The sequence below is a fragment of the Methanocrinis sp. genome (genome assembly GCF_049974945.1).
In the GTDB taxonomy this organism is placed as follows: Archaea; Halobacteriota; Methanosarcinia; order Methanotrichales; family Methanotrichaceae; genus Methanocrinis.
In genome coordinates, this window is sequence record NZ_JBNGCU010000002.1 from 14,293 (window position 1) to 31,871 (window position 17,579).

The window sequence follows — 17,579 nt, forward strand, 5'->3', positions numbered from 1 at the left end:
AAGCAGTGGATCTTTTTTGTCTTCACATATCCAATTCGGAGAGCAAGAGCAGGGGAAGGCTTGCGAACCTCCCCATCGGTCACCATCTCCTCCGCTTCCGATATATCTCGATCATCGTCTCTATCGTATCGGGATCGACCATCCCCATTGTGGATACCGTCTCGTAGAACCTTCCGGGGATCCTGGCCTTTTCAAGGTCGAAGCCCTCCCGCCTCTTGAACCGATACTTCTCATCGAAGATCCTCCGGCCGAGGGCCTCCAGCTCCTCCTCGGTCTTCTCGATCCCGACAGAGGCAAGGGCCTCGATGATCTTCTCGGTGGAGTAGACGCCTCTTGCGAAGAGGCAGCCCACCAGGGAGTTGTAGACTCCCCTGGAGTCATCCTCTCTGATGATGGCGTCGACCATCTCCTCGGGGCTGAGTTTCTTCTTTGCGGCCTTCTGATCGATGCTGTATCCGGCGTTGTCGAGGTGAGAGTGCCTCACCCCCACGGTGAGGCCGATGATGGAGGCGGGACCGGTATGGTAGCCGGGAACCTCGTTTTTGCCCAGAGCCATGGCGAAGTCTCGGCCGCCGTACTTCTCGGAGGCCGCCTCCACCCCCTCGGCCATGGCGGCGTAGAGCTCGTTTGGCATCTTGACGATCTCGTCGATCGCCTTCAGGTAGCCCTCGACGTCGTCCCATCTGAGGGCCAGGCCCAGGGTATCCTCGGTGGTTATGAGCCCCCGTTCAAAGGCCTCCGTCGCCCAGGCGAGGACGACCCCCGTGCTGATGGCATCGATCCCCTGCCGCTCGCAGGCCTCGATCAGCTCCAGCATTCCCTCCGGGGAGGAGACGCCGAGGTTCGACCCCAGGGCGTAGATCAGCTCGAAGTCGTAGGAGATCTTCCTGATCTCGTACTCATGCTCGCGGGAGAAGGAGGTCTTCAGCATCCCGATGTGGATGCATCCTATGGGGCAGTGGGCGCAGGATACCCTCCGGAAGAGGTAGTTGTCGGCGAGAACTTCGCCGCTGATCCTCTCCGCCGCCTCGAAGCTGCTCTCTTTGAAGTTTCGGGTGGGAAGCCCCTTCAGCTGGTTTAAGACGTTGATGTTGATGGGGGTTCCGATGTCGTGATACTTCTCCATGGCGTCGGTCTTGACTACGGTTTTGTAGAGCTTGTTGTAGATAGCCCTGTACCTCTTGGAGTCTGGAACCTCGACGTCCTCGGTCCCCGAGACGACGATAGCCTTCAGGTTCTTCGACCCGAACGCTGCCCCCAGGCCGAGCCTTCCGAAGTGCCGATAGGTGTCGACGACGACGCCAGCGTACTTGACCTGCCTCTCTCCACCGGGTCCGATCCTGATGATGGACCTTCGGCCCACCCCCTTCTCCACGTCGCGCAGGATGTAGCCGACTATGGTGGCGGGTATCCCCCATATCGATCTCGCGTCCTTGATCTTCACCTCGCCGTCCCTGATGGAGATGTAGCAGGGGCTTTCTGCGGCGCCCCTGATGACGATCGACTCGTGGCCCGCAAACCTCATGGCCATGGCGAGCCTGCCTCCCGCGTAGGACTCGCCCAGCTCGCCGTTGAGGGGCGACTTGAAGGCGGCGACGGTCTTGGTGATCGCCGGAAAGAGGGCGTTCAAGGGGCCGATGGAAAATATTATCGGAGCCTCCGGAGAGAGGGGGTCGATGCCTTCGGGACACTCCTCAAAGAGGAGCTGGGTCGCGACCCCAGTCCCGCCCAGCCACTCCTCGAAGAGGTCCTGCCTCTCCTCGACCCAGCTCTCGCCTTCGCCGAGATCGATGTAAAGAACTCTTCTCAGCATCCGGTTCACCTCCCCCTCACTCTTCCACCTCTTCCATCTCCAGGACTCCGTGGGGGCAGAAGGCGACGCAGGCTCCACAGTGCTTGCACTTGACCGCCTTTTCTTCGGCGTCCAGGGAGATCGCCCCGATGAGGCAGGCGTCGGCGCAGGCGCCGCACCCCTCGCAGAGGTCGCGGTGGAAGACGACCCGTCCGTCCTCCTTCTGCACCAGGGCCCCCGTGGGGCAGGCCGCAACGCAAGGGGGGTCTTCGCAGGCGTGGCAGACCACCACGGCGAAGTCGCCCTCCAGGCCCCCCTGAGTCTTCACCTTGATGGCGCTTCTGTCCAGGGAGGCTCGGCCGGTATTGATCCTGCTGCAGGCGAACATGCAGGAGAGGCAGCCTATGCACCTCTCCGGATGGGCGACCTTCAGCCTTCGTCTCTTTCTCTTCGTCTTCTCGGGCTCCCCTCCTTTCGAAACGCTTCCTGCCTCGCCTTCGGCCTTTCTCATCGGTCCTGCTCCCCTCTCCACCTCGTCGGGTTTTGCGGACGACTCCAAACCAGCTCACAACCTCGATATTGATCGGTCCCGAGTTCAAACTTCTCCTCTCAAACGGCAGAACTCTATGGCCATTCGCCGATTAGAATGACCTAAAGTTAGTTCGCACAATTATTAATCATTTCTCATCAGGGTTTCCGGATGGAGATGAGGCGGTGGAGAAAAAGTCGGTGGGGTCTCAGGTCAACAAATTTGGCCTAAGCCAATATGTTAAATAACAGTAATAATATTCCAAAGGCTTTTATACGGATTATTTCGACGGCTATGGTTGTTCACATTCACCTCCTAGCTGGATGAAGGCTCCCTGGCGGGTTGCTCGGCGGCTACATCCAGGGGGCCATATTCTATTTTGGCACCAGAGCGGTTGCTTGACTGCTACACTATGATGGTGCGCGTTTTGGTTTTTCACTCGGCGTCCTCGAACCTCTCCCCCAGGGTCTTGAGGACGGTGGGCAGCGTGGTGTACTCCATATCCTCCATGGGCAGGCGGTGGGGCTCGAAGGGGCCGTGTCTTCGCATGTATTCGGTGATCTCGTTTACCCTCGATCTGGTGAGGTCGAAGGCCGGGTCTCTGAAGAGGTCGACGGGGCCGATCAGCATCCCTTTTGCGATCTGGAATCCGGCGGCGATGATCCTTGGGGGTCCGTCGAACCTGGTGCATACGGCGTCCTCGAAGGCGCAGGGCATCAGGGGACCGTTGTGGCTCCCCCTCATCCAGCCGCTGACCAGGTGGCCGAGGGAGAAGGGCTCCAGAACTTCGCCGAGGGCGGGAAGCCCCGACTGGGCCCTCACCAGGGCTACTGGATCGTCTTTTCCTACGTACTTGCCTGCGGTCTGGTAGAGCTTTTCGGTGCTGACGACGGCGGCCGGCTCGTCCTCGGGGAGCTTTCCGGGCTTGGGGTAGACCCTCTTGATGACGTACCTGCTCTTGGCGCCGATCAGGGCCAGCATGTCGTACATCTCCTTCGGGGACTCCATCATCACCCTCTTGTGCTCCATGATGTCCCAGACCTCGAAGATGAAGCCCTGGTGGATGCTGGGGTCGATGACCAGGCCGGCGGTGTTGAAGGGGTCGGCAAAGATCCGAAATATGGGCAGGTTAAAGGCGCCGGGCTCGGTCTTGTCCATCATGAAGGCGACGACCGGCTCGGCCCCACGCTCGTGAAACTCCATCTCTGCGACCCCCGGTCCCATTCCCTTGATGTTGCCGCAGAAGGCATCGCTCAGGAGGTCCTGGCCCGCGCCGTAGAGCTTCAGCTCCTCGGCCTTCTCCGTCGCCTTGCACATGACGTCCCAGGCCAGGCCGTGGATCTCGGCGTTGTCCTCTCCGAGGAGGTGGGTCATCATCAGCTGGAGGTCGTCCCCGACCGCCATCACCTTGAAGTCTATGATCCCACCTTTGGCCTTCTCCTGGACCAGGACCGATTCTGCAACCTCTTTCAGTGCGGGGTGAACGGTGGCGTGTCCGGGCCATCCGCCGACGTCTGCCTTGATCAAGCTGATAGTGATTTTGCTCATTTACAATCCCCTCTGTCCGGTTGACCCCTCGAATCGAAATCGGCATCTATCAAGATAGTTCCGCCTTCGGCCGATGATCGATGGCGGCACCTTGATTCTGATCCTTGCCAACCGGCCGTGGTGATTCTATTGCATGACGCTGTACTTGCAGCCTTTTACCTGTTACGGTTCCGTTTTTTAGATCTTGATGGCGCAAAGGGCCTTTAGGTGATGTTCTTTTCGATCTTTCCCTTCCTGGATCCGAGGATTGCTCATCTCTCAGAGAGTTTTATTATGGGAGAGAGCCAACCTCAGCGGTTGAGGAGCGTTCGAGTTTATGGAAGTCATAGCAAAATATCGCGTTGAGACCGACCTTCCGATCGAGAAGGCCGCAGAGGCGATCGCCGCGGAGCAGTCGACGGGAACCTGGACCGAGGTGGAGCGGGAGAGGCTGGCCAGAGACCTGGCCGCCCGGGTGATCAGGGCCGAGGGGAAGTTCGCGTACGTCGCCTTTCCCGAAGAGCTCTTCGAGCCGGGAAACATCCCTCAGTACCTCTCGGTCGTGGCAGGAAACCTCTTCGGCCTGGGGGATCTGAAGAAGGTGCGGCTCCTGGACATCATCTTCCCTCCGAGCCTGGTCGGTGCCCACAAAGGCCCGAGGTTTGGGATCGGTGAGGCCCGCAAGATCCTCGGCGTCTTCGATCGTCCCCTGGTGGGGACGATCATCAAGCCGAAGGTCGGCCTCAGCCCCCAAGAGACGGCAGAGGTCGCGGGCCAGGCGGCGAGGGGAGGCCTCGATCTGATCAAGGACGACGAGACCCTTACAGACCAGTCCTTCTGCCCCATCGACGAGAGGGTGGAGGCGGTGATGGCGGAGCTCTCCAAGGTCGAGGAGGAGACCGGGAAGAGGGCCTTCTACGCCGTCAACGTCACCTGCGGCGCCGAGGAGATCCTGGAGCGGGCCGAGGACGTGATCGGTCGCGGCGCCAACATGGTGATGGTGGACGTCCTCACCGCCGGCTTCTCCGCCCTTGAGGTCCTCTCCCGGGGCGTCAAGGTCCCCGTCCATGTCCACAGGACGATGCACGGAGCCTTCACCCGGGACAGGCGTCACGGCATATCGATGATCCCCATATCCAGGCTCGTCCGGATGGCCGGAGGAACGAACCTCCATACGGGAAGCTACCTGGGCAAGATGGCCGGCGACCGGGAGGAGAACGATCAATGCAGGGACGCTCTCCGTGACGACTGGTACGGCCTACGTTCCGTCTTCCCCGTCGCCTCGGGAGGTGTCCATCCGGGGAACGTCCGACCAAACCTGGAGGGCTACGGCACCGACTGCATAGTCCAGGCGGGTGGAGGAGTCCACGGCCATCCCTCCGGGACCACGGCGGGCGCGAGGGCGATGGTCCAGGCGGTGGAGGCCTGGAGGGCCGGTGTCTCGGCGGAGGAGTACGCCGAAAGTCACAAAGAGCTGGAGGCGGCGTTGAAGTTCTGGTCTCGATGAGATATTCCAGAGCGGGAGACGATCTCCTCTAAAACCGAAGAGTTTATATTGTTACATGTAATGAGATCACAGCGTTTATCACAGCTTGAGTGATGGTAGCGCTGTCTGAAAACGGTAAGGATGTAGTGAGGGTAGAGGGATCAGATGACTAGACACGAGATCTTATCGAAGATCAAGCAGGCGGAAGCCGATGCTCAAGCCAGCATCGAGCAAGCCCAACAGGAGCGTGACAAGCGAATCGCCGATGCCACTGCCGAAGCAACGAACATCGTGAGAAATGCTGAGGCTGAAGCTCAAGAGTATTACGAAAAGCGTCTTGCTGATGCCGAGAAGAGTGTTCAGTCTAAGAAGCAAGCGATCGTCGACGAGGGTATCAAGAAGGTCAATGCAATGAAGAGCAGCGCCAGCAGTAAGGTTGACGCCGCGGTCGAACATTTGCTAAAGGAGTTTATGGGGTTGTTGCATGCTTAGACCCGTTGAGATGTGCCGTGTTGTCGTCGCCGGGTCGAATAAGGTTATAGAGCCTGTAATAGAGAAGCTGCACGAGCTTAACCTGTTGCATGTCGTCAACTATTCTGGTGCTGATGAATCCTTCGAGATGGGCAAGCCCTTGGGAACGGCATCCGAATACGCCGAACAGCTGATAAAGCTCCGGTCCATCGAGAGATACCTGGACATCAGTGACAAGATGCCTGACAAACAGTTCCCTGAGTCTCAGGTTCTTTCACAGATGGACGGCATCCTCGGAAACCTCGGTGATGAGGTCATCGCCACCGCCGAGCGGATCGCCGAGATCGATAACGAAGTCAAGGTCAAGCAGGATCAGGTCAAGTCCCTGAAGCCTCTGGCCGGGCTGCCTCTCGATCTGGAGCTTTTGTACGGCTACAGCTCTCTGGCACCTTTCGTGGGAACCGTCGCCTCTCCCGTCGAGGCCGATGTATCCAAGGTCTCATTTGTAAACGAGGTTTTCACTGCCAGCTCGGGCGGCTCCAACGCGGTGGCCGTCTTCGTGCCGGCGGAGAAAGCAGGAGAGGTTTCGGGCGTTCTCTCCGAGCATGGGTTCTCGGAGATCTCCGTACCCCGGAAAGTGAGCGGAAACATCGCCAGCGCCATAAGCACCCTTGAGTCCGACGCCAAGAGGCTGGAGGGCGAGAAGGTGCCGCTGCAGAAGAAGCTGAACGACATCAGGGCTCAGCACGAGGACCTGATTCTGGCCATCGACGAGTACCTATCGATCCAGTCTCAGAAGGCGGAGTCGCCCCTGAGGTTTGCCTCTACCGACAACGCTTTCGTGATCGAGGGCTGGCTTCCCACCGATCAGTACGATACGCTGAAGAGGGAGCTCGATAGCGCAGCCGGGGGACGCCTCCAGGTAGAGAAGCTGGACGGCACCGAGGCCGAGAAGCTGGTGGAGACCGGTGAGGATATCCCCACCAAGATGCAGAACCCGAGCATCGTCCGGCCTTACGAGCTGATCACGCGCCTATTCGCCATCCCCGAATACAAAGAGTTCGATCCGACGTTGCTGATATTCATCTTCTTCCCCTTGATGTTCGGCCTGATCTTGGGAGATGTGGCGTATGGGCTCATAATATTCATCGTGATGTTGATGCTCAAACGCAAGTTCAGGACCCCTGGCTGGGTGTCTCTGATAAACATCGTGATCATAGCGAGCATCTGGGCGATAATATTCGGCTTCATATTCGGCGAGATCTTTGGACCTCTGGGTCTTTGGGACTACATATTCAGTGGTTCTCACCATGTAGGTCTTCTGGGAACGGTGGCAGATCCGCACCATGTCGGAACTGACTTCGGTGCCGGGTTCTACGGTCCCCTCGGAAGGTTGGGTCCCGAGATCAGCGGCTTCGCTGGGGGGATGTTCCCCATGTACAGGCTGGCGACGGCCTCTGTTCTGATGCTGATTGGCGTCAGCCTATTCATCGGTGTCGTCCACACTGGCATCGGTTCCGTAATGGGCGTAAAGAACGAGCTCGCCTACGGCGAGAAGAGGCATGCCTATTACGAGAGGCTCCCTGTGCTTCTCTTCCAGGTCTTCTTCGGCCTCGGTCTGCTCGGCTTGATCGCCGGTGGCCTGAATCACCCCCTGGTGCTATTGAGCGCCCTGGTGATCGTCATATCCATAATCATGATGGTTAGGGGACCAGAAGGGGTCATGGGCGCGACTCACATACCGTTCTTTGTGAGCAACCTGATAAGCTACCTGCGACTTTTGGCCATAGGCCTGGCGTCGGTGGGCGTCGCTTTCGCTGCAAACCAGCTGGCTTTCTACGTGCTGATGCCGATGCTGAGCGGCGGGTCCCACGAGTTCACGACGATAGCGATCGTTGTTGGTATAGTTGTGTTGATCATGGTTCACTTCATCAACCTGCTTCTTGGAATCCTCTCTCCGTTCATGCATCCTCTCAGGTTGCATTACGTGGAGATGTTCACCAAGTTCTACAGTGCGCACGGTGGTGGAGTTGAGTATTCGCCCTTCGGACGTGTCCGAAGGTTCTTGAGAGATTAGGATTAGCTAACGGAGGGATAAGGAAATGGTAGTAGAAACTATAACTGACGGTGGAATACTGTACGGACTTCTGGCTGTTGGCGCCGGTCTTGCGACCGGACTTGCCGGTATTGGTGCGGGTGTTGGTGAGCAGGGTATCGGAGCTGCTGTGGTTGGTGTCGTGGCAGAGGAGCCCGGCTTCCTGGGCAAGGGTCTGTTCCTGATGCTTCTGCCCGAGACTCTCATCATCTTCGGCCTTGCTGTTTCACTGATCCTGATGTTCGCCTGGACGCCCTTCGCGTGAAATCGCCATCCTGAGCGAGGTCGAGAGGAATGGCACTAGACGCAGTGGTAGAGGACATTCTTGCAACCAGCAAGGCCAAGGTCGCGGAGATCAACGCCGAGACCGAGCAGGAGGTTGCAAGGATACTTAATGAAGCCAGAGAACGTGCCGCGGAAATCAAGTCCGAAAAAGAGGGGGAGGCAGACAGCGCTGTAGAGGCTCTCGAGCGCAGAGTGATCTCGAGCGCTCATCTTCAGGTGAAGAGGGCAGAGCTGAACGTGCGCAAGGATCTCATGGAAGAGACTCGTAAGAAGCTCATCGAGGAGGTAGCAGACCTGCCCGAGAAGAAGAACGAGGAGCTCATCAAGGAGATCGTCAAGCCCTACAACCTGAAGGAGATGAAGGTCAAGTCCGCCAAGAAGGACGAGGCCCTCGTCTCTTCTCTTGCCCCCAACTATGTCGGGACTGTTGATGCCGCTGGCGGCGTCGTGATAGAGAGCGAAGATGGATCGATGAGCTACGATCACACCTACGAAACTCTGGCGAGTGAAGCATTCAGCAAGTCTATGAAAGACGTCTCCAAGATCCTGTTTGGGTGAGGCCATGCCGGTACTACGTTTGCCGAAGTTCGGAAAACCGGTGAAGTATGCATACATCACGGGCAGAGTTCGGGCGATGAAGACCAAGCTCATACCCCCCGAGATGTATCAGAGAATGCTGGGCATGGACATACCAGAGATCACGCGGTACCTGGAGGAGACTCAATACAAGGAGGAGATCGATTCGATGGCGAAGGACCACTCAGGAGCAGAGCTCGTGGAGTACGCCACCTTCGCCAACCTTGCAAAGATCTACAGGAAGCTCCTGGAGGTCTCGATCGATGAACCTCAGTTCCTCATTCTGGAGTACCTGAGGCGTTGGGACATCTGGAACATCAAGACGATACTCCGAGGCAAGTTCTACGGGGCCAGCGAAGAGGAGATCATGAAGTACCTCGTGCCTGCTGGCGAGCTGGATATGGAGTTCCTCGAGGGTCTGGCCAAGAAGGAGAGGGTCGAAGAGGTCATAGCTGCCTTCGACGGGACCGACTACTACGAAGCTCTTACCCAGTACGATGGACAAATGCTCTCTTCGGTGGAGAACGCCCTGGACAAGCTTTACTACTTCCGGATGGAGCGTGCCGTAGGCGGCACCCTCTCCGTAGGTGGCGGTCTTTTGCTGAAGTACGTCCGAAAGGAGATAGACGTCAAGAACCTGGTGACCCTCTTCCGGATGAACAAGGCCGGAATCGAGGCAAGCGTAATACAGGACAACCTGATCCCCGGTGGAAAGCTCCACGAGGAGCTGAGCCGGATGGCGGGTCAGTCCTACAACGAGTTTGTCAGGGGACTTGAGGGCTATCCTTTCTGGAGCGCTATATCGGACGTAGTGGCTGAAGGAGGGAGTGTGAGCAGGATAGAGGCGCGCCTCAGGGCCTACCTGGTGAGGTATGCCTGGGCAATCTCGAACTATCATCCGCTGTCCATCCTTCCGGTGCTCGGTTATATCGTCAGCAAGGATACTGAAGTTTCAAACATCAGGAAGATCGTCCGCGGCAAAGAGGCGGGTCTTTCTGCTGAGCTCATCGAGGAGCAGGTGGTGGCTTAATGCAGATTGCTGTTGTCGGCAGTGGTGACGCCGTTCTCGGCTTCACCCTGGCCGGAGTTAGGAAGGCTTACGAGGCCACTTCAGAGGATGAGCTCATCTCAAAGATCGAGACGGTCATGGCGGATCCAGATGTCGGCATTCTGGTATTGAGCCAGTCGGATTTCAACAACCTCCCCTCAAGGCTCAGGGGGACGCTGACTGAATCTGTCAAGCCAACGGTGATCGCCATCGGAACTGAGCAGAGCACAGAGATGAGAGAGAAGATTAAAAGGGCAATAGGTGTTGATTTATGGAAGTAGGCACGGGCAAAGTTCATAGAGTTGCCGGGCCGGTGGTGCAGGCTACAGGTCTAAAATCTCACATGTATGATCTGGTCCTGGTCGGCGAAGAGGGGCTGATGAGCGAGGTCATCGGCATCGCCGGGGACAAGCACGTCATTCAGGTATACGAAGATACCGACGGCGTGAAGCCGGGCGAGCCTGTAAAGGAAACTGGTGCACCACTGGTAGCACAACTCGGTCCAGGAATTCTTACCTCTATTTATGACGGCATCCAGAGACCTCTCCCCAAGCTGGTAGAGGCTTCTGGAAACTTCATCAGCAGAGGTCTTTTCGTTGACGGTATCGATCACAAGAAGAAGTGGGAGTTCGAGCCGGTCGCAAAGAAGGGCGACAAGCTGGAGCCGGGGCAGACCATCGGTACGGTCCAGGAGCAGCTTCTCATCAAGCACAAGATAATGATGCCTCCAGACAAGAGGGGCACGGTAAAGGAGATCAAGTCCGGAAACTTCACCGTCGAAGAGACGATCTGTGTGCTTGAGGACGGAACAGAGCTTCCCATGATTCAGTACTGGCCGGTTCGTAGAGCCAGGCCTTCAAGATCCAAAGAGGCTCCGTCCATCCCCCTGAGAACGGGACAGAGGGTCATCGACGGGTTCTTCTCCCTGGCCAAGGGCGGAACCGCGGCCATCCCCGGCGGGTTCGGTACAGGAAAGACCGTCATGCAGCAGACCCTCTCCAAGTGGTCTGACGTCGACATCGTCGTCTACGTCGGATGCGGCGAGCGGGGCAACGAGATGGCCGACCTGCTTCACGAGTTCCCTGAGCTGGTGGACCCGAGGACCGACAGGCCCCTGATGGAGAGGTCCATCGTCTACGCCAACACCTCCAACATGCCCGTGGCCGCGAGGGAGGCTTCCATCTACACCGGGATCACCACCGCGGAGTACTATAGAGACATGGGATATGACGTGATGATGACCGCCGACTCCACCTCCCGGTGGGCCGAGGCGATGAGAGAGCTCTCCAGCCGTCTTGAGGAGATGCCTGGTGAGGAAGGATATCCCGCTTACCTCGGAGCGAGGCTCGCTGACTTCTACGAGAGGTCTGGCAGGGTGACCACTCTCGAGGGCACAGAGGGTTCCGTCAGCATCGTCGGAGCGGTCAGCCCCCCCGGCGGAGACTTCACCGAGCCCGTCACTCAGAACACGCTGCGTATCACTAAGGTGTTCTGGGCTCTCGACTCCAAGCTCACTCAGAGGCGTCACTTCCCGTCCATCAACTGGCTGGACAGCTACTCCCTCTACGACCTGACTCTTGAGCCCTGGTTCGTGGAGAACGTCTCCCCCGACTGGAACAAGAACAAGAGGCGTGCCATGGAGATTCTCCAGGAGAACGCGGAGCTGGAAGAGATCGTGATGTTGGTCGGGTCCGACGCTCTGCCAGAGGATCAGCAGCTGACCCTGGAGGTCGCGAGGATGATCATCAACTTCTGGCTGGCTCAGAGTGCCTTCCACCCGGTGGACACCTTCTGTCCCTACAAGAAGCAGTTTGACCTGCTCAAGGCGATCCTCCATTTCAGGGACCTCGCCTTTGAGGCTCTCGCCCGCGGCGTGCCCACCGATGTGATCCTCGGAACGCCCTCCAAGGACGCCCTGGCCAAGGTCAGGCTTCTTGAGGACTACGAGCCTGAGCTTGAGAAGGTGAGGGCTCAGATGGAGAGCGAGTTCAAGACGATGTCATGAGGGTGGTTTACAAATGACCAAGGAGTACAAAACGATTAACGAGATCAAGGGCCCGCTCATTTTCGTCGAGAAGACCGAGCCCGTAGGTTACAACGAGCTCGTGGAGATCCGAACCGAGAAGGGAGAGCTGAAGAGGGGCCAGGTTCTGGACACATCCAACGAAATCGTGGTCGTCCAGGTGTTCGAGGGGACGGGCGGCCTGGGGAAAGAGAGCTCCGTCAAGTTCACCGGCGACGTGATCAAGATGCCTCTCTCCCCCGACATCATCGGGAGAGTTCTCTCCGGATCAGGCCTGCCCAAAGACGGCGGCCCGCCAATAGTGCCCGACGTATCGAAGGAGATCGCTGGCGCGGCCATCAATCCCGCAGCCCGAGAGAAGCCTAGAGCTTTCATCCAGACCGGCATATCCACCATCGATGGGACCAACACCCTGGTCCGGGGCCAGAAGCTGCCCATCTTCTCCGGTGCAGGTCTTCCCCACAACGACGTTGCTCTGCAGATAGCTCGTCAGTCCAAGGCCCTCGGAGAGGCCGAGTCCTTCGCCGTCGTCTTCTGCGCCATGGGCATCACCAACGAGGAAGCTCAGCACTTCATGGCCGACTTCGAGAGGACCGGCGCCCTGGAGAGGGCCGTCGTCTTCCTGAACCTGGCCGACGACCCCGCCGTCGAGAGGTTGCTCACACCTCAGCTCGGTCTGACCACGGCAGAGTATCTCGCCTTCGACCTCGACATGCACGTGCTGGTCATCTACACCGACATGACCAACTACTGCGAGGCGATGAGACAGATGGGGGCGGCTCGTGAAGAGGTGCCCGGACGAAGAGGATACCCCGGTTACATGTACACCACCCTCGCCATCCAGTATGAGAGGGCAGGGATCATCACCGGCAAGAATGGGTCCATCACCCAGTTCCCCATCCTCACCATGCCCGGCGACGATATCACCCACCCGATACCCGACCTCAGCGGCTACATCACCGAGGGTCAGCTCATCGTATCTCGTGAGCTTCACCGCAAGGGCATCTACCCGCCCATCGACATCAGGCCTTCCCTCAGCAGGCTGATGAATTCAGGCATCGGTGAGGGTCACACCCGAGAGGATCACAGGGCGGTATCCGACCAGCTCTACGCCTACTACGCAGAGGGCTGCGATCTCCGAGGGCTTGTGGCCATCGTCGGTAAGGAGGCTCTCTCTGAGAGAGACCGGCTCGTCCTGGAGTTCGCCGATGAATTTGAGCATAAGTTCGTCAACCAGGGCAGAGATGAGGACCGGAGCATCTTCGATACTCTGGACATTGGATGGAACCTTCTCCAGGCTCTTCCCGAGACGATGCTCACTAGGATCGACGACCATCTCATCAAGAAGTACCACCCCAGGTACAGGAAGAAAGAGTGAGATCATGGCCGTAATCCCTGGGACAAAGCCGACTAGAGCAGTCCTGATCTCCTTGAAGAAGAGGATCAAGGTCGCTCAGACCGGTCACTCGCTTCTGAAAATGAAGCGGGACGGTCTGATGATCGAATTTTTTGAGGTCCTCAATCAGGCTAGGACGATCAGGCAGGAGCTGGTCGAAGACTTCATAAAAGCTCAGCAGAGCCTCAACATGGCCAAGGCCACCGAGGGTGCCTTAGCGATCAAGAGCGTCGCCTTCGCCCTCCAGAAAGAGCCGGCTGTAGAGCTGGAAAGCAGAAACATCATGGGCGTCGTTGTGCCGAAGATTACGGCAGATTCTGTGCAAAAGCAGATGTTTGAGCGTGGATACGGTATCATAGGTACGAGCGCTGCCATCGACGAAGCTGCTGAGGCCTACGAGAGCCTTGTGGACAAGATCATCACCGCCGCAGAGGTGGAGACCGCGCTGATAAAGCTAGTGGAAGACATTGACGCCACCAAGAGACGAGTGAACGCTCTGGAGTTCAAAGTGATCCCCGACATCCACGATACCGTCCGGTTCATCGGCTTCGCTCTGGAAGAGATGGAGAGAGACAACCTCGTCAAGCTGAAGATGCTCAAGGGCAAGGCCCAGAGGGCCGAGAAGGCCGCAGAGGCTGAGGCCAAGAAGGCAGCTCTTGAGGGATCCGGTACAGAGCCCCTCGGGCCCGGATCCGGAAAATCAGAGGGCTTCCCCAAGACGGAAGCTGCTTAATGAGCTTCGGCGTTAGAATATGCCCAACCTGCTTGAACGAAAGGCAGAAGAGTGGTTTGGAACCCCCGAGAAGAAGGCACGGATGCTACAGTGGCTCGTGTACATCTCGAACCTGTACGTGATCCTCGGGGTGTTCGTCCTCATTTACGTTCTGTATGGCGATCATCTGATCGCCCTCTGGAACTCACTGAGGTAGAGATGAGAGGGAACATGGATCCCACCAGCTCGGGGTCCAGGTTCGCTCAACTCCTATTTTTTATGATTTTAAAAGTTCGATGAGGCTGCGACATCTTTGAGCTGGGCGATCCTGTAGCCACAGATCACCTGCCTCCTTCCCGAGATCGTCTCGTCGAGGTCGAAGTCTCCGGTGTCGACGAGAAGGCGGGGTGTCTCCTTCAGCTTGTGAGGCGTGGCTACGATGATGAGGTTTTCTGGCCCCGCCTTTCGGAGGACTTCTGGGCTGATCTGCTGGCTTCCCCTCCCCAAGACGAAGCCCTGAGCGCCGATGGGGCTGACTATGATTTTCGCTCTTTCGACTTCATATATTATTCTTAGAATGTCCCGTTCCGATGCGTCGCGGCAGATTACTCGGCCGTCTTTCACCACGTCGACTCCGAGGAGGGTCTTCTCTACCCCCAGGACTTCGGCGATCTTGGCGGTGGTGGTACCAGCCCCCAGGATGTATGTCGAGCCGTCTCGCATGAACTCCGAGGCGAAGATCGCGATCTCTTGTTTAAACTCCTCCTCGGAGCTGGCGGAGTAGATCTGCTTTCTCTCCTGGACCAGGGCGGGCAGGTAGGGGGTCCTTGCTATGCCGTAGATCTTGGTATCGAGGGTCCCGGCCCGGTACTTCTCCTCGTCGACGTCCACGATCTCAGTTTCTCGCGTCTTGAGATCTCCCTCCAGGTATCCCCGGACGAGTTCCCCCGCCGCTTGCGGGCTGATGGCGAAGACCCCCGAGTGCATCTTGACGCCGGCGGGGATCCCGATGATGGGGACCTGCGATCCGATGACGCCTGAGACGTCCCGGGCGGTCCCGTCGCCGCCGCAGAAGACGACCAGGTCGACACCCTCCTCGATTAAAGACCTGCAGACCTCCTTTGTGTCTTCGGCGCTCGTTTTCTCCGAGGTCTGGAAGACCACCTGGAATTCGAGGCCTGCTCTTCGAAGCGCGCTCTCCCCCATATCGCCGCTGGCAGTAAAAAAAAGGGCGCCGAGCCCCAAAAGCTCTTTCAGGGTCGCCCTTGCCCGGCGGGGGGCGACGGGCTCTGCTCCTCTGGCCACCGCCTCCTCGGCTAGGCCGTCGGTCCCCTTGAGACCGACGGCCCCGCCCATCCCGGCGACGGGGTTGATCAGAAACCCCACCTTCTTCAGCTTCTCCATCCCCTTTCGAAGCTCAGAACTTGGGGATCTTCGCCAGGGACTGCTTCACCAGCTTCGCCGGGTACTCGTAATCGACGAGGTTTCCGGAGAAATAGGCGTCGTAGCTGGAGAGGTCGAAGTGGCCGTGGCCGCTGAGGGAGATGACGATCGTCTTCTCCTCGCCGGTCTTCTTGCACTCGACCGCGTCGTCTATGGCCGGCTTTATGGCGTGGGAGGACTCGGGTGCGGGAAGGATCCCCTCGGTCCGGGCGAAGGTGACGGCGGCTTCGAAGACCTCGTTCTGGTGGAAGGACTGCCCCTCGATGACGCCGTCATGGACGAGGTTGCAGAGGAGGGGGGCGTCTCCGTGGTACCGGAGCCCTCCGGCGTGGATCGAGGGCGGTATGAAGTCGTGGCCGAGGGTGTACATCTTGAGGAGGGGGGTGAGCCTCGCTGTGTCCCCGAAGTCGTAGGCGTAGAGTCCCTTGGTCAGGGTCGGGCAGGCCGCGGGCTCGCAGGCGACCATCCTGATCTCCTTTTTGTCCTTCAATTTGTCGGGGACGAAGGGGAAGACCATCCCCGGGAAGTTGGAGCCTCCGCCGACGCAGCCGTAGATGACGTCCGGATAGTCGTCGACGATCGCCATCTGCTTCTTCAGCTCCTGCCCCTCCACGGTCTGGTGGAGGAGGACGTGATTGAGGACGGAGCCCAGGGCGTAGTTGGTGTTATCGTGGGTCGCAGCATCCTCTACCGCCTCGGAGATGGCGATCCCCAGGCTTCCTCCGGTATCGGGGTGCTCTTTTAAGATCGCCCTTCCGGCGTTGGTCAGATCGCTGGGGCTCGCCACGCACTCGGCGCCCCAGACCTGCATTATGCTCTTTCGGTAGGGCTTCTGGTCGAAGGACGCCCTCACCATGTAGACCCTGCACTCTATGTCGAAGAAGCTGGTGGCCATGGAGAGGGCCGAGCCCCACTGGCCGGCGCCGGTCTCGGTGGCGATCCTCTCGATCCCGGCCTCTCGATTGTAGTAGGCCTGGGCTACGGCGGTGTTGGGCTTGTGGCTACCGGCGGGGCTGACCCCCTCGTACTTGTAGTAGATCTTGGCCGGGGTCTTGAGGTGCTCTTCGAGCCGATGGGCCCGGAAGAGGGGGGTCGGCCTCCAGAGCTTGAGGATCTCCCGCACCTCGTCGGGGATCTCGATCCACCGCTCGGTGCTCATCTCCTGCTTAATCAATTCCCTCGGAAAGATCATCTCCAGATCGGTTGGAGCCAGGGGCTCTCCGGTCTGGGGGTTCAGGGGCGGGTCCAGGGGCGTCAAGAGGTCGGCGGCGACGTTGTACCATCGCTTGGGCAGCTCTTCCTCATCCAGCAGAATTTTAGTTTGCAGAAGTTATCCCTCCAGAAATGATGAGTTCTGATGTACTCATATGGGCATTATAGTAATGCTGGCGGCGTTATTTAAGGGTTTGGGGGATTATGGGTTGAGCCAAAGACGCTTTTCTAAGACGAACTCTCTGACCTATCCTCCCAGATAAAGCCCCCTCACGTCGGCGTCCTCCAGGAGGCTCCTTCCCGGCCCTTCGTAGCGGTTTCTTCCCATCTCCAGGACGTAGCCCCGGTCGCTTATGGAGAGGGCCTTCTATCGCGTTCTGCTCCACCATCATGATGGCGGCTCCGGTATGGTTGAGGTCTATCGCCGACGACGGGAAGGTCAAGTCAGGAAGATCCGGACCTGATCGGATGTTATCTCATACCTCTATTGTTATTACATATTTGAAGATCTGTGCGAAAGGATTATTTACGGGAACCCGGATAGGTCTTCAGGGGTGCGAGATCGTGACAGACTGGCCCATTCTCCTGCTGATCATGGAAGGGATACCCTTCCTCGCGTTCGTTTATTACCTGGAGCACAAGAAGAGGATGTACCTGCTGGAGAGGGGCGGGGCAGAGCAGGCCAGAGAGGAGTCTTTGGACCTGAGGCTCGAGAGGCGGCTTTCGAGCGGCCTCTTCCTCTCCCTGACCGGATTCTCTCTCATCCTCTCGCCCAGCCTGGCCGGGTTTGCGGGCATCGAGACTTCTCTCACCTTCGAGCTTCTGGTGATGGGGATCGTCGTCCTCTGCTCGGGGCTGGCCATGCTGATCGGGTACGGTCTCATGAAGGGGAGAAAGATCTACTCGGCATCTGAGGGCATGCTGGAGTTCAAGTAGATCACCGGGAAAAAATCGGCAGGAAAAAAGCTCTCTTCCCTTGAGCTC

General features: G+C 58.3%; 17 protein-coding genes. 12 read left to right on the top strand and 5 right to left on the bottom strand.

Going from position 1 to position 17,579, the window contains the following annotated elements; all coding sequences use genetic code 11:
• Positions 1-79: 79 nt before the first annotated feature.
• The 3 genes from ACP5EL_RS00380 to fbp all read right to left on the bottom strand — a co-directional run bounded on the left by ACP5EL_RS00380 (position 80) and on the right by fbp (position 3,869).
• Positions 80-1,813, bottom strand: a complete 1,734-nt coding sequence (locus ACP5EL_RS00380) for an aldehyde ferredoxin oxidoreductase family protein (RefSeq protein WP_428400444.1) — start codon at positions 1,811-1,813, stop codon at positions 80-82.
• 16 nt (positions 1,814-1,829) lie between these two features.
• On the bottom strand, positions 1,830-2,351 hold the full coding sequence (locus ACP5EL_RS00385; protein WP_428400445.1) for a 4Fe-4S binding protein: 522 nt from the start codon (positions 2,349-2,351) through the stop codon (positions 1,830-1,832).
• 405 nt (positions 2,352-2,756) lie between these two features.
• Positions 2,757-3,869, bottom strand: a complete 1,113-nt coding sequence (fbp, locus tag ACP5EL_RS00390; RefSeq protein WP_428400446.1) for a fructose-1,6-bisphosphate aldolase/phosphatase — start codon at positions 3,867-3,869, stop codon at positions 2,757-2,759.
• Between the two features lie 316 nt (positions 3,870-4,185).
• On the opposite strand from fbp, the gene ACP5EL_RS00395 reads away from it, so the two are divergent.
• The 11 genes from ACP5EL_RS00395 to ACP5EL_RS00445 all read left to right on the top strand — a co-directional run bounded on the left by ACP5EL_RS00395 (position 4,186) and on the right by ACP5EL_RS00445 (position 14,157).
• Positions 4,186-5,355, top strand: coding sequence for a RuBisCO large subunit C-terminal-like domain-containing protein (locus tag ACP5EL_RS00395; RefSeq protein ID WP_428400447.1), 1,170 nt, complete (start codon positions 4,186-4,188; stop codon positions 5,353-5,355).
• A gap of 144 nt (positions 5,356-5,499) precedes the next feature.
• Complete coding sequence (gene ahaH / locus ACP5EL_RS00400; RefSeq protein ID WP_428400449.1) at positions 5,500-5,826, top strand: ATP synthase archaeal subunit H; 327 nt, start codon at positions 5,500-5,502, stop codon at positions 5,824-5,826.
• Entirely contained in the window at positions 5,819-7,882 is a 2,064-nt protein-coding gene (locus tag ACP5EL_RS00405; protein ID WP_428400450.1) for a V-type ATP synthase subunit I, read from the top strand. The genes ahaH and ACP5EL_RS00405 overlap by 8 nt, the downstream gene beginning before the upstream one ends.
• A 25-nt stretch (positions 7,883-7,907) precedes the next feature.
• Positions 7,908-8,165 (top strand): ATPase, encoded by a 258-nt coding sequence (locus ACP5EL_RS00410; protein ID WP_214032110.1) that lies wholly within the window; start codon positions 7,908-7,910, stop codon positions 8,163-8,165.
• A 29-nt stretch (positions 8,166-8,194) separates the two neighbouring features.
• A complete protein-coding gene (locus ACP5EL_RS00415; protein WP_428400451.1) occupies positions 8,195-8,743 on the top strand; it encodes a V-type ATP synthase subunit E in 549 nt (182 codons plus the stop codon).
• 40 nt (positions 8,744-8,783) lie between these two features.
• A complete protein-coding gene (locus ACP5EL_RS00420; protein WP_428400452.1) occupies positions 8,784-9,791 on the top strand; it encodes a V-type ATP synthase subunit C in 1,008 nt (335 codons plus the stop codon).
• Positions 9,791-10,090 carry a V-type ATP synthase subunit F gene (locus ACP5EL_RS00425; protein WP_428400453.1) on the top strand — a complete coding sequence of 100 codons (300 nt, stop codon included), beginning with the start codon at positions 9,791-9,793 and terminating at the stop codon, positions 10,088-10,090. The genes ACP5EL_RS00420 and ACP5EL_RS00425 overlap by 1 nt, the downstream gene beginning before the upstream one ends.
• Complete coding sequence (locus tag ACP5EL_RS00430; protein ID WP_428400454.1) at positions 10,081-11,814, top strand: V-type ATP synthase subunit A; 1,734 nt, start codon at positions 10,081-10,083, stop codon at positions 11,812-11,814. Before ACP5EL_RS00425 ends, ACP5EL_RS00430 begins: the two co-directional genes overlap by 10 nt.
• Before the next feature lie 13 nt (positions 11,815-11,827).
• Entirely contained in the window at positions 11,828-13,210 is a 1,383-nt protein-coding gene (locus tag ACP5EL_RS00435; protein WP_428400455.1) for a V-type ATP synthase subunit B, read from the top strand.
• A 4-nt stretch (positions 13,211-13,214) separates the two neighbouring features.
• Complete coding sequence (locus ACP5EL_RS00440) at positions 13,215-13,961, top strand: V-type ATP synthase subunit D (RefSeq protein ID WP_428400456.1); 747 nt, start codon at positions 13,215-13,217, stop codon at positions 13,959-13,961.
• 19 nt (positions 13,962-13,980) lie between these two features.
• Complete coding sequence (locus ACP5EL_RS00445) at positions 13,981-14,157, top strand: hypothetical protein (protein ID WP_428400457.1); 177 nt, start codon at positions 13,981-13,983, stop codon at positions 14,155-14,157.
• 68 nt (positions 14,158-14,225) lie between these two features.
• On the opposite strand, the gene ACP5EL_RS00450 is transcribed toward ACP5EL_RS00445, so the two are convergent.
• A complete protein-coding gene (locus tag ACP5EL_RS00450; RefSeq protein WP_428400458.1) occupies positions 14,226-15,344 on the bottom strand; it encodes an ATP-NAD kinase family protein in 1,119 nt (372 codons plus the stop codon).
• A 13-nt stretch (positions 15,345-15,357) separates the two neighbouring features.
• Entirely contained in the window at positions 15,358-16,710 is a 1,353-nt protein-coding gene (locus ACP5EL_RS00455) for a TrpB-like pyridoxal phosphate-dependent enzyme (protein ID WP_428400483.1), read from the bottom strand.
• 386 nt (positions 16,711-17,096) lie between these two features.
• Between ACP5EL_RS00455 and ACP5EL_RS00460 the strand changes: the two genes are divergently transcribed.
• A complete protein-coding gene (locus tag ACP5EL_RS00460; RefSeq protein ID WP_428400459.1) occupies positions 17,097-17,531 on the top strand; it encodes a hypothetical protein in 435 nt (144 codons plus the stop codon).
• The last annotated feature ends 48 nt before the right edge of the window (positions 17,532-17,579 follow it).

What these genes read in the sequence shown, in the direction of transcription:
- ACP5EL_RS00445 (WP_428400457.1), top strand. Translation starts at nt 13,981, where the DNA reads ATGCCCAACCTGCTTGAACGAAAGGCAGAAGAGTGGTTTGGAACCCCC.
- fbp (WP_428400446.1), bottom strand. Translation starts at nt 3,869, where the DNA reads ATGAGCAAAATCACTATCAGCTTGATCAAGGCAGACGTCGGCGGATGG.
- ACP5EL_RS00430 (WP_428400454.1), top strand. Translation starts at nt 10,081, where the DNA reads ATGGAAGTAGGCACGGGCAAAGTTCATAGAGTTGCCGGGCCGGTGGTG.
- ACP5EL_RS00450 (WP_428400458.1), bottom strand. Translation starts at nt 15,344, where the DNA reads ATGGAGAAGCTGAAGAAGGTGGGGTTTCTGATCAACCCCGTCGCCGGG.
- ACP5EL_RS00410 (WP_214032110.1), top strand. Translation starts at nt 7,908, where the DNA reads ATGGTAGTAGAAACTATAACTGACGGTGGAATACTGTACGGACTTCTG.
- ACP5EL_RS00405 (WP_428400450.1), top strand. Translation starts at nt 5,819, where the DNA reads ATGCTTAGACCCGTTGAGATGTGCCGTGTTGTCGTCGCCGGGTCGAAT.
- ACP5EL_RS00435 (WP_428400455.1), top strand. Translation starts at nt 11,828, where the DNA reads ATGACCAAGGAGTACAAAACGATTAACGAGATCAAGGGCCCGCTCATT.
- ACP5EL_RS00380 (WP_428400444.1), bottom strand. Translation starts at nt 1,813, where the DNA reads ATGCTGAGAAGAGTTCTTTACATCGATCTCGGCGAAGGCGAGAGCTGG.
- ahaH (WP_428400449.1), top strand. Translation starts at nt 5,500, where the DNA reads ATGACTAGACACGAGATCTTATCGAAGATCAAGCAGGCGGAAGCCGAT.
- ACP5EL_RS00415 (WP_428400451.1), top strand. Translation starts at nt 8,195, where the DNA reads ATGGCACTAGACGCAGTGGTAGAGGACATTCTTGCAACCAGCAAGGCC.
- ACP5EL_RS00425 (WP_428400453.1), top strand. Translation starts at nt 9,791, where the DNA reads ATGCAGATTGCTGTTGTCGGCAGTGGTGACGCCGTTCTCGGCTTCACC.
- ACP5EL_RS00440 (WP_428400456.1), top strand. Translation starts at nt 13,215, where the DNA reads ATGGCCGTAATCCCTGGGACAAAGCCGACTAGAGCAGTCCTGATCTCC.
- ACP5EL_RS00395 (WP_428400447.1), top strand. Translation starts at nt 4,186, where the DNA reads ATGGAAGTCATAGCAAAATATCGCGTTGAGACCGACCTTCCGATCGAG.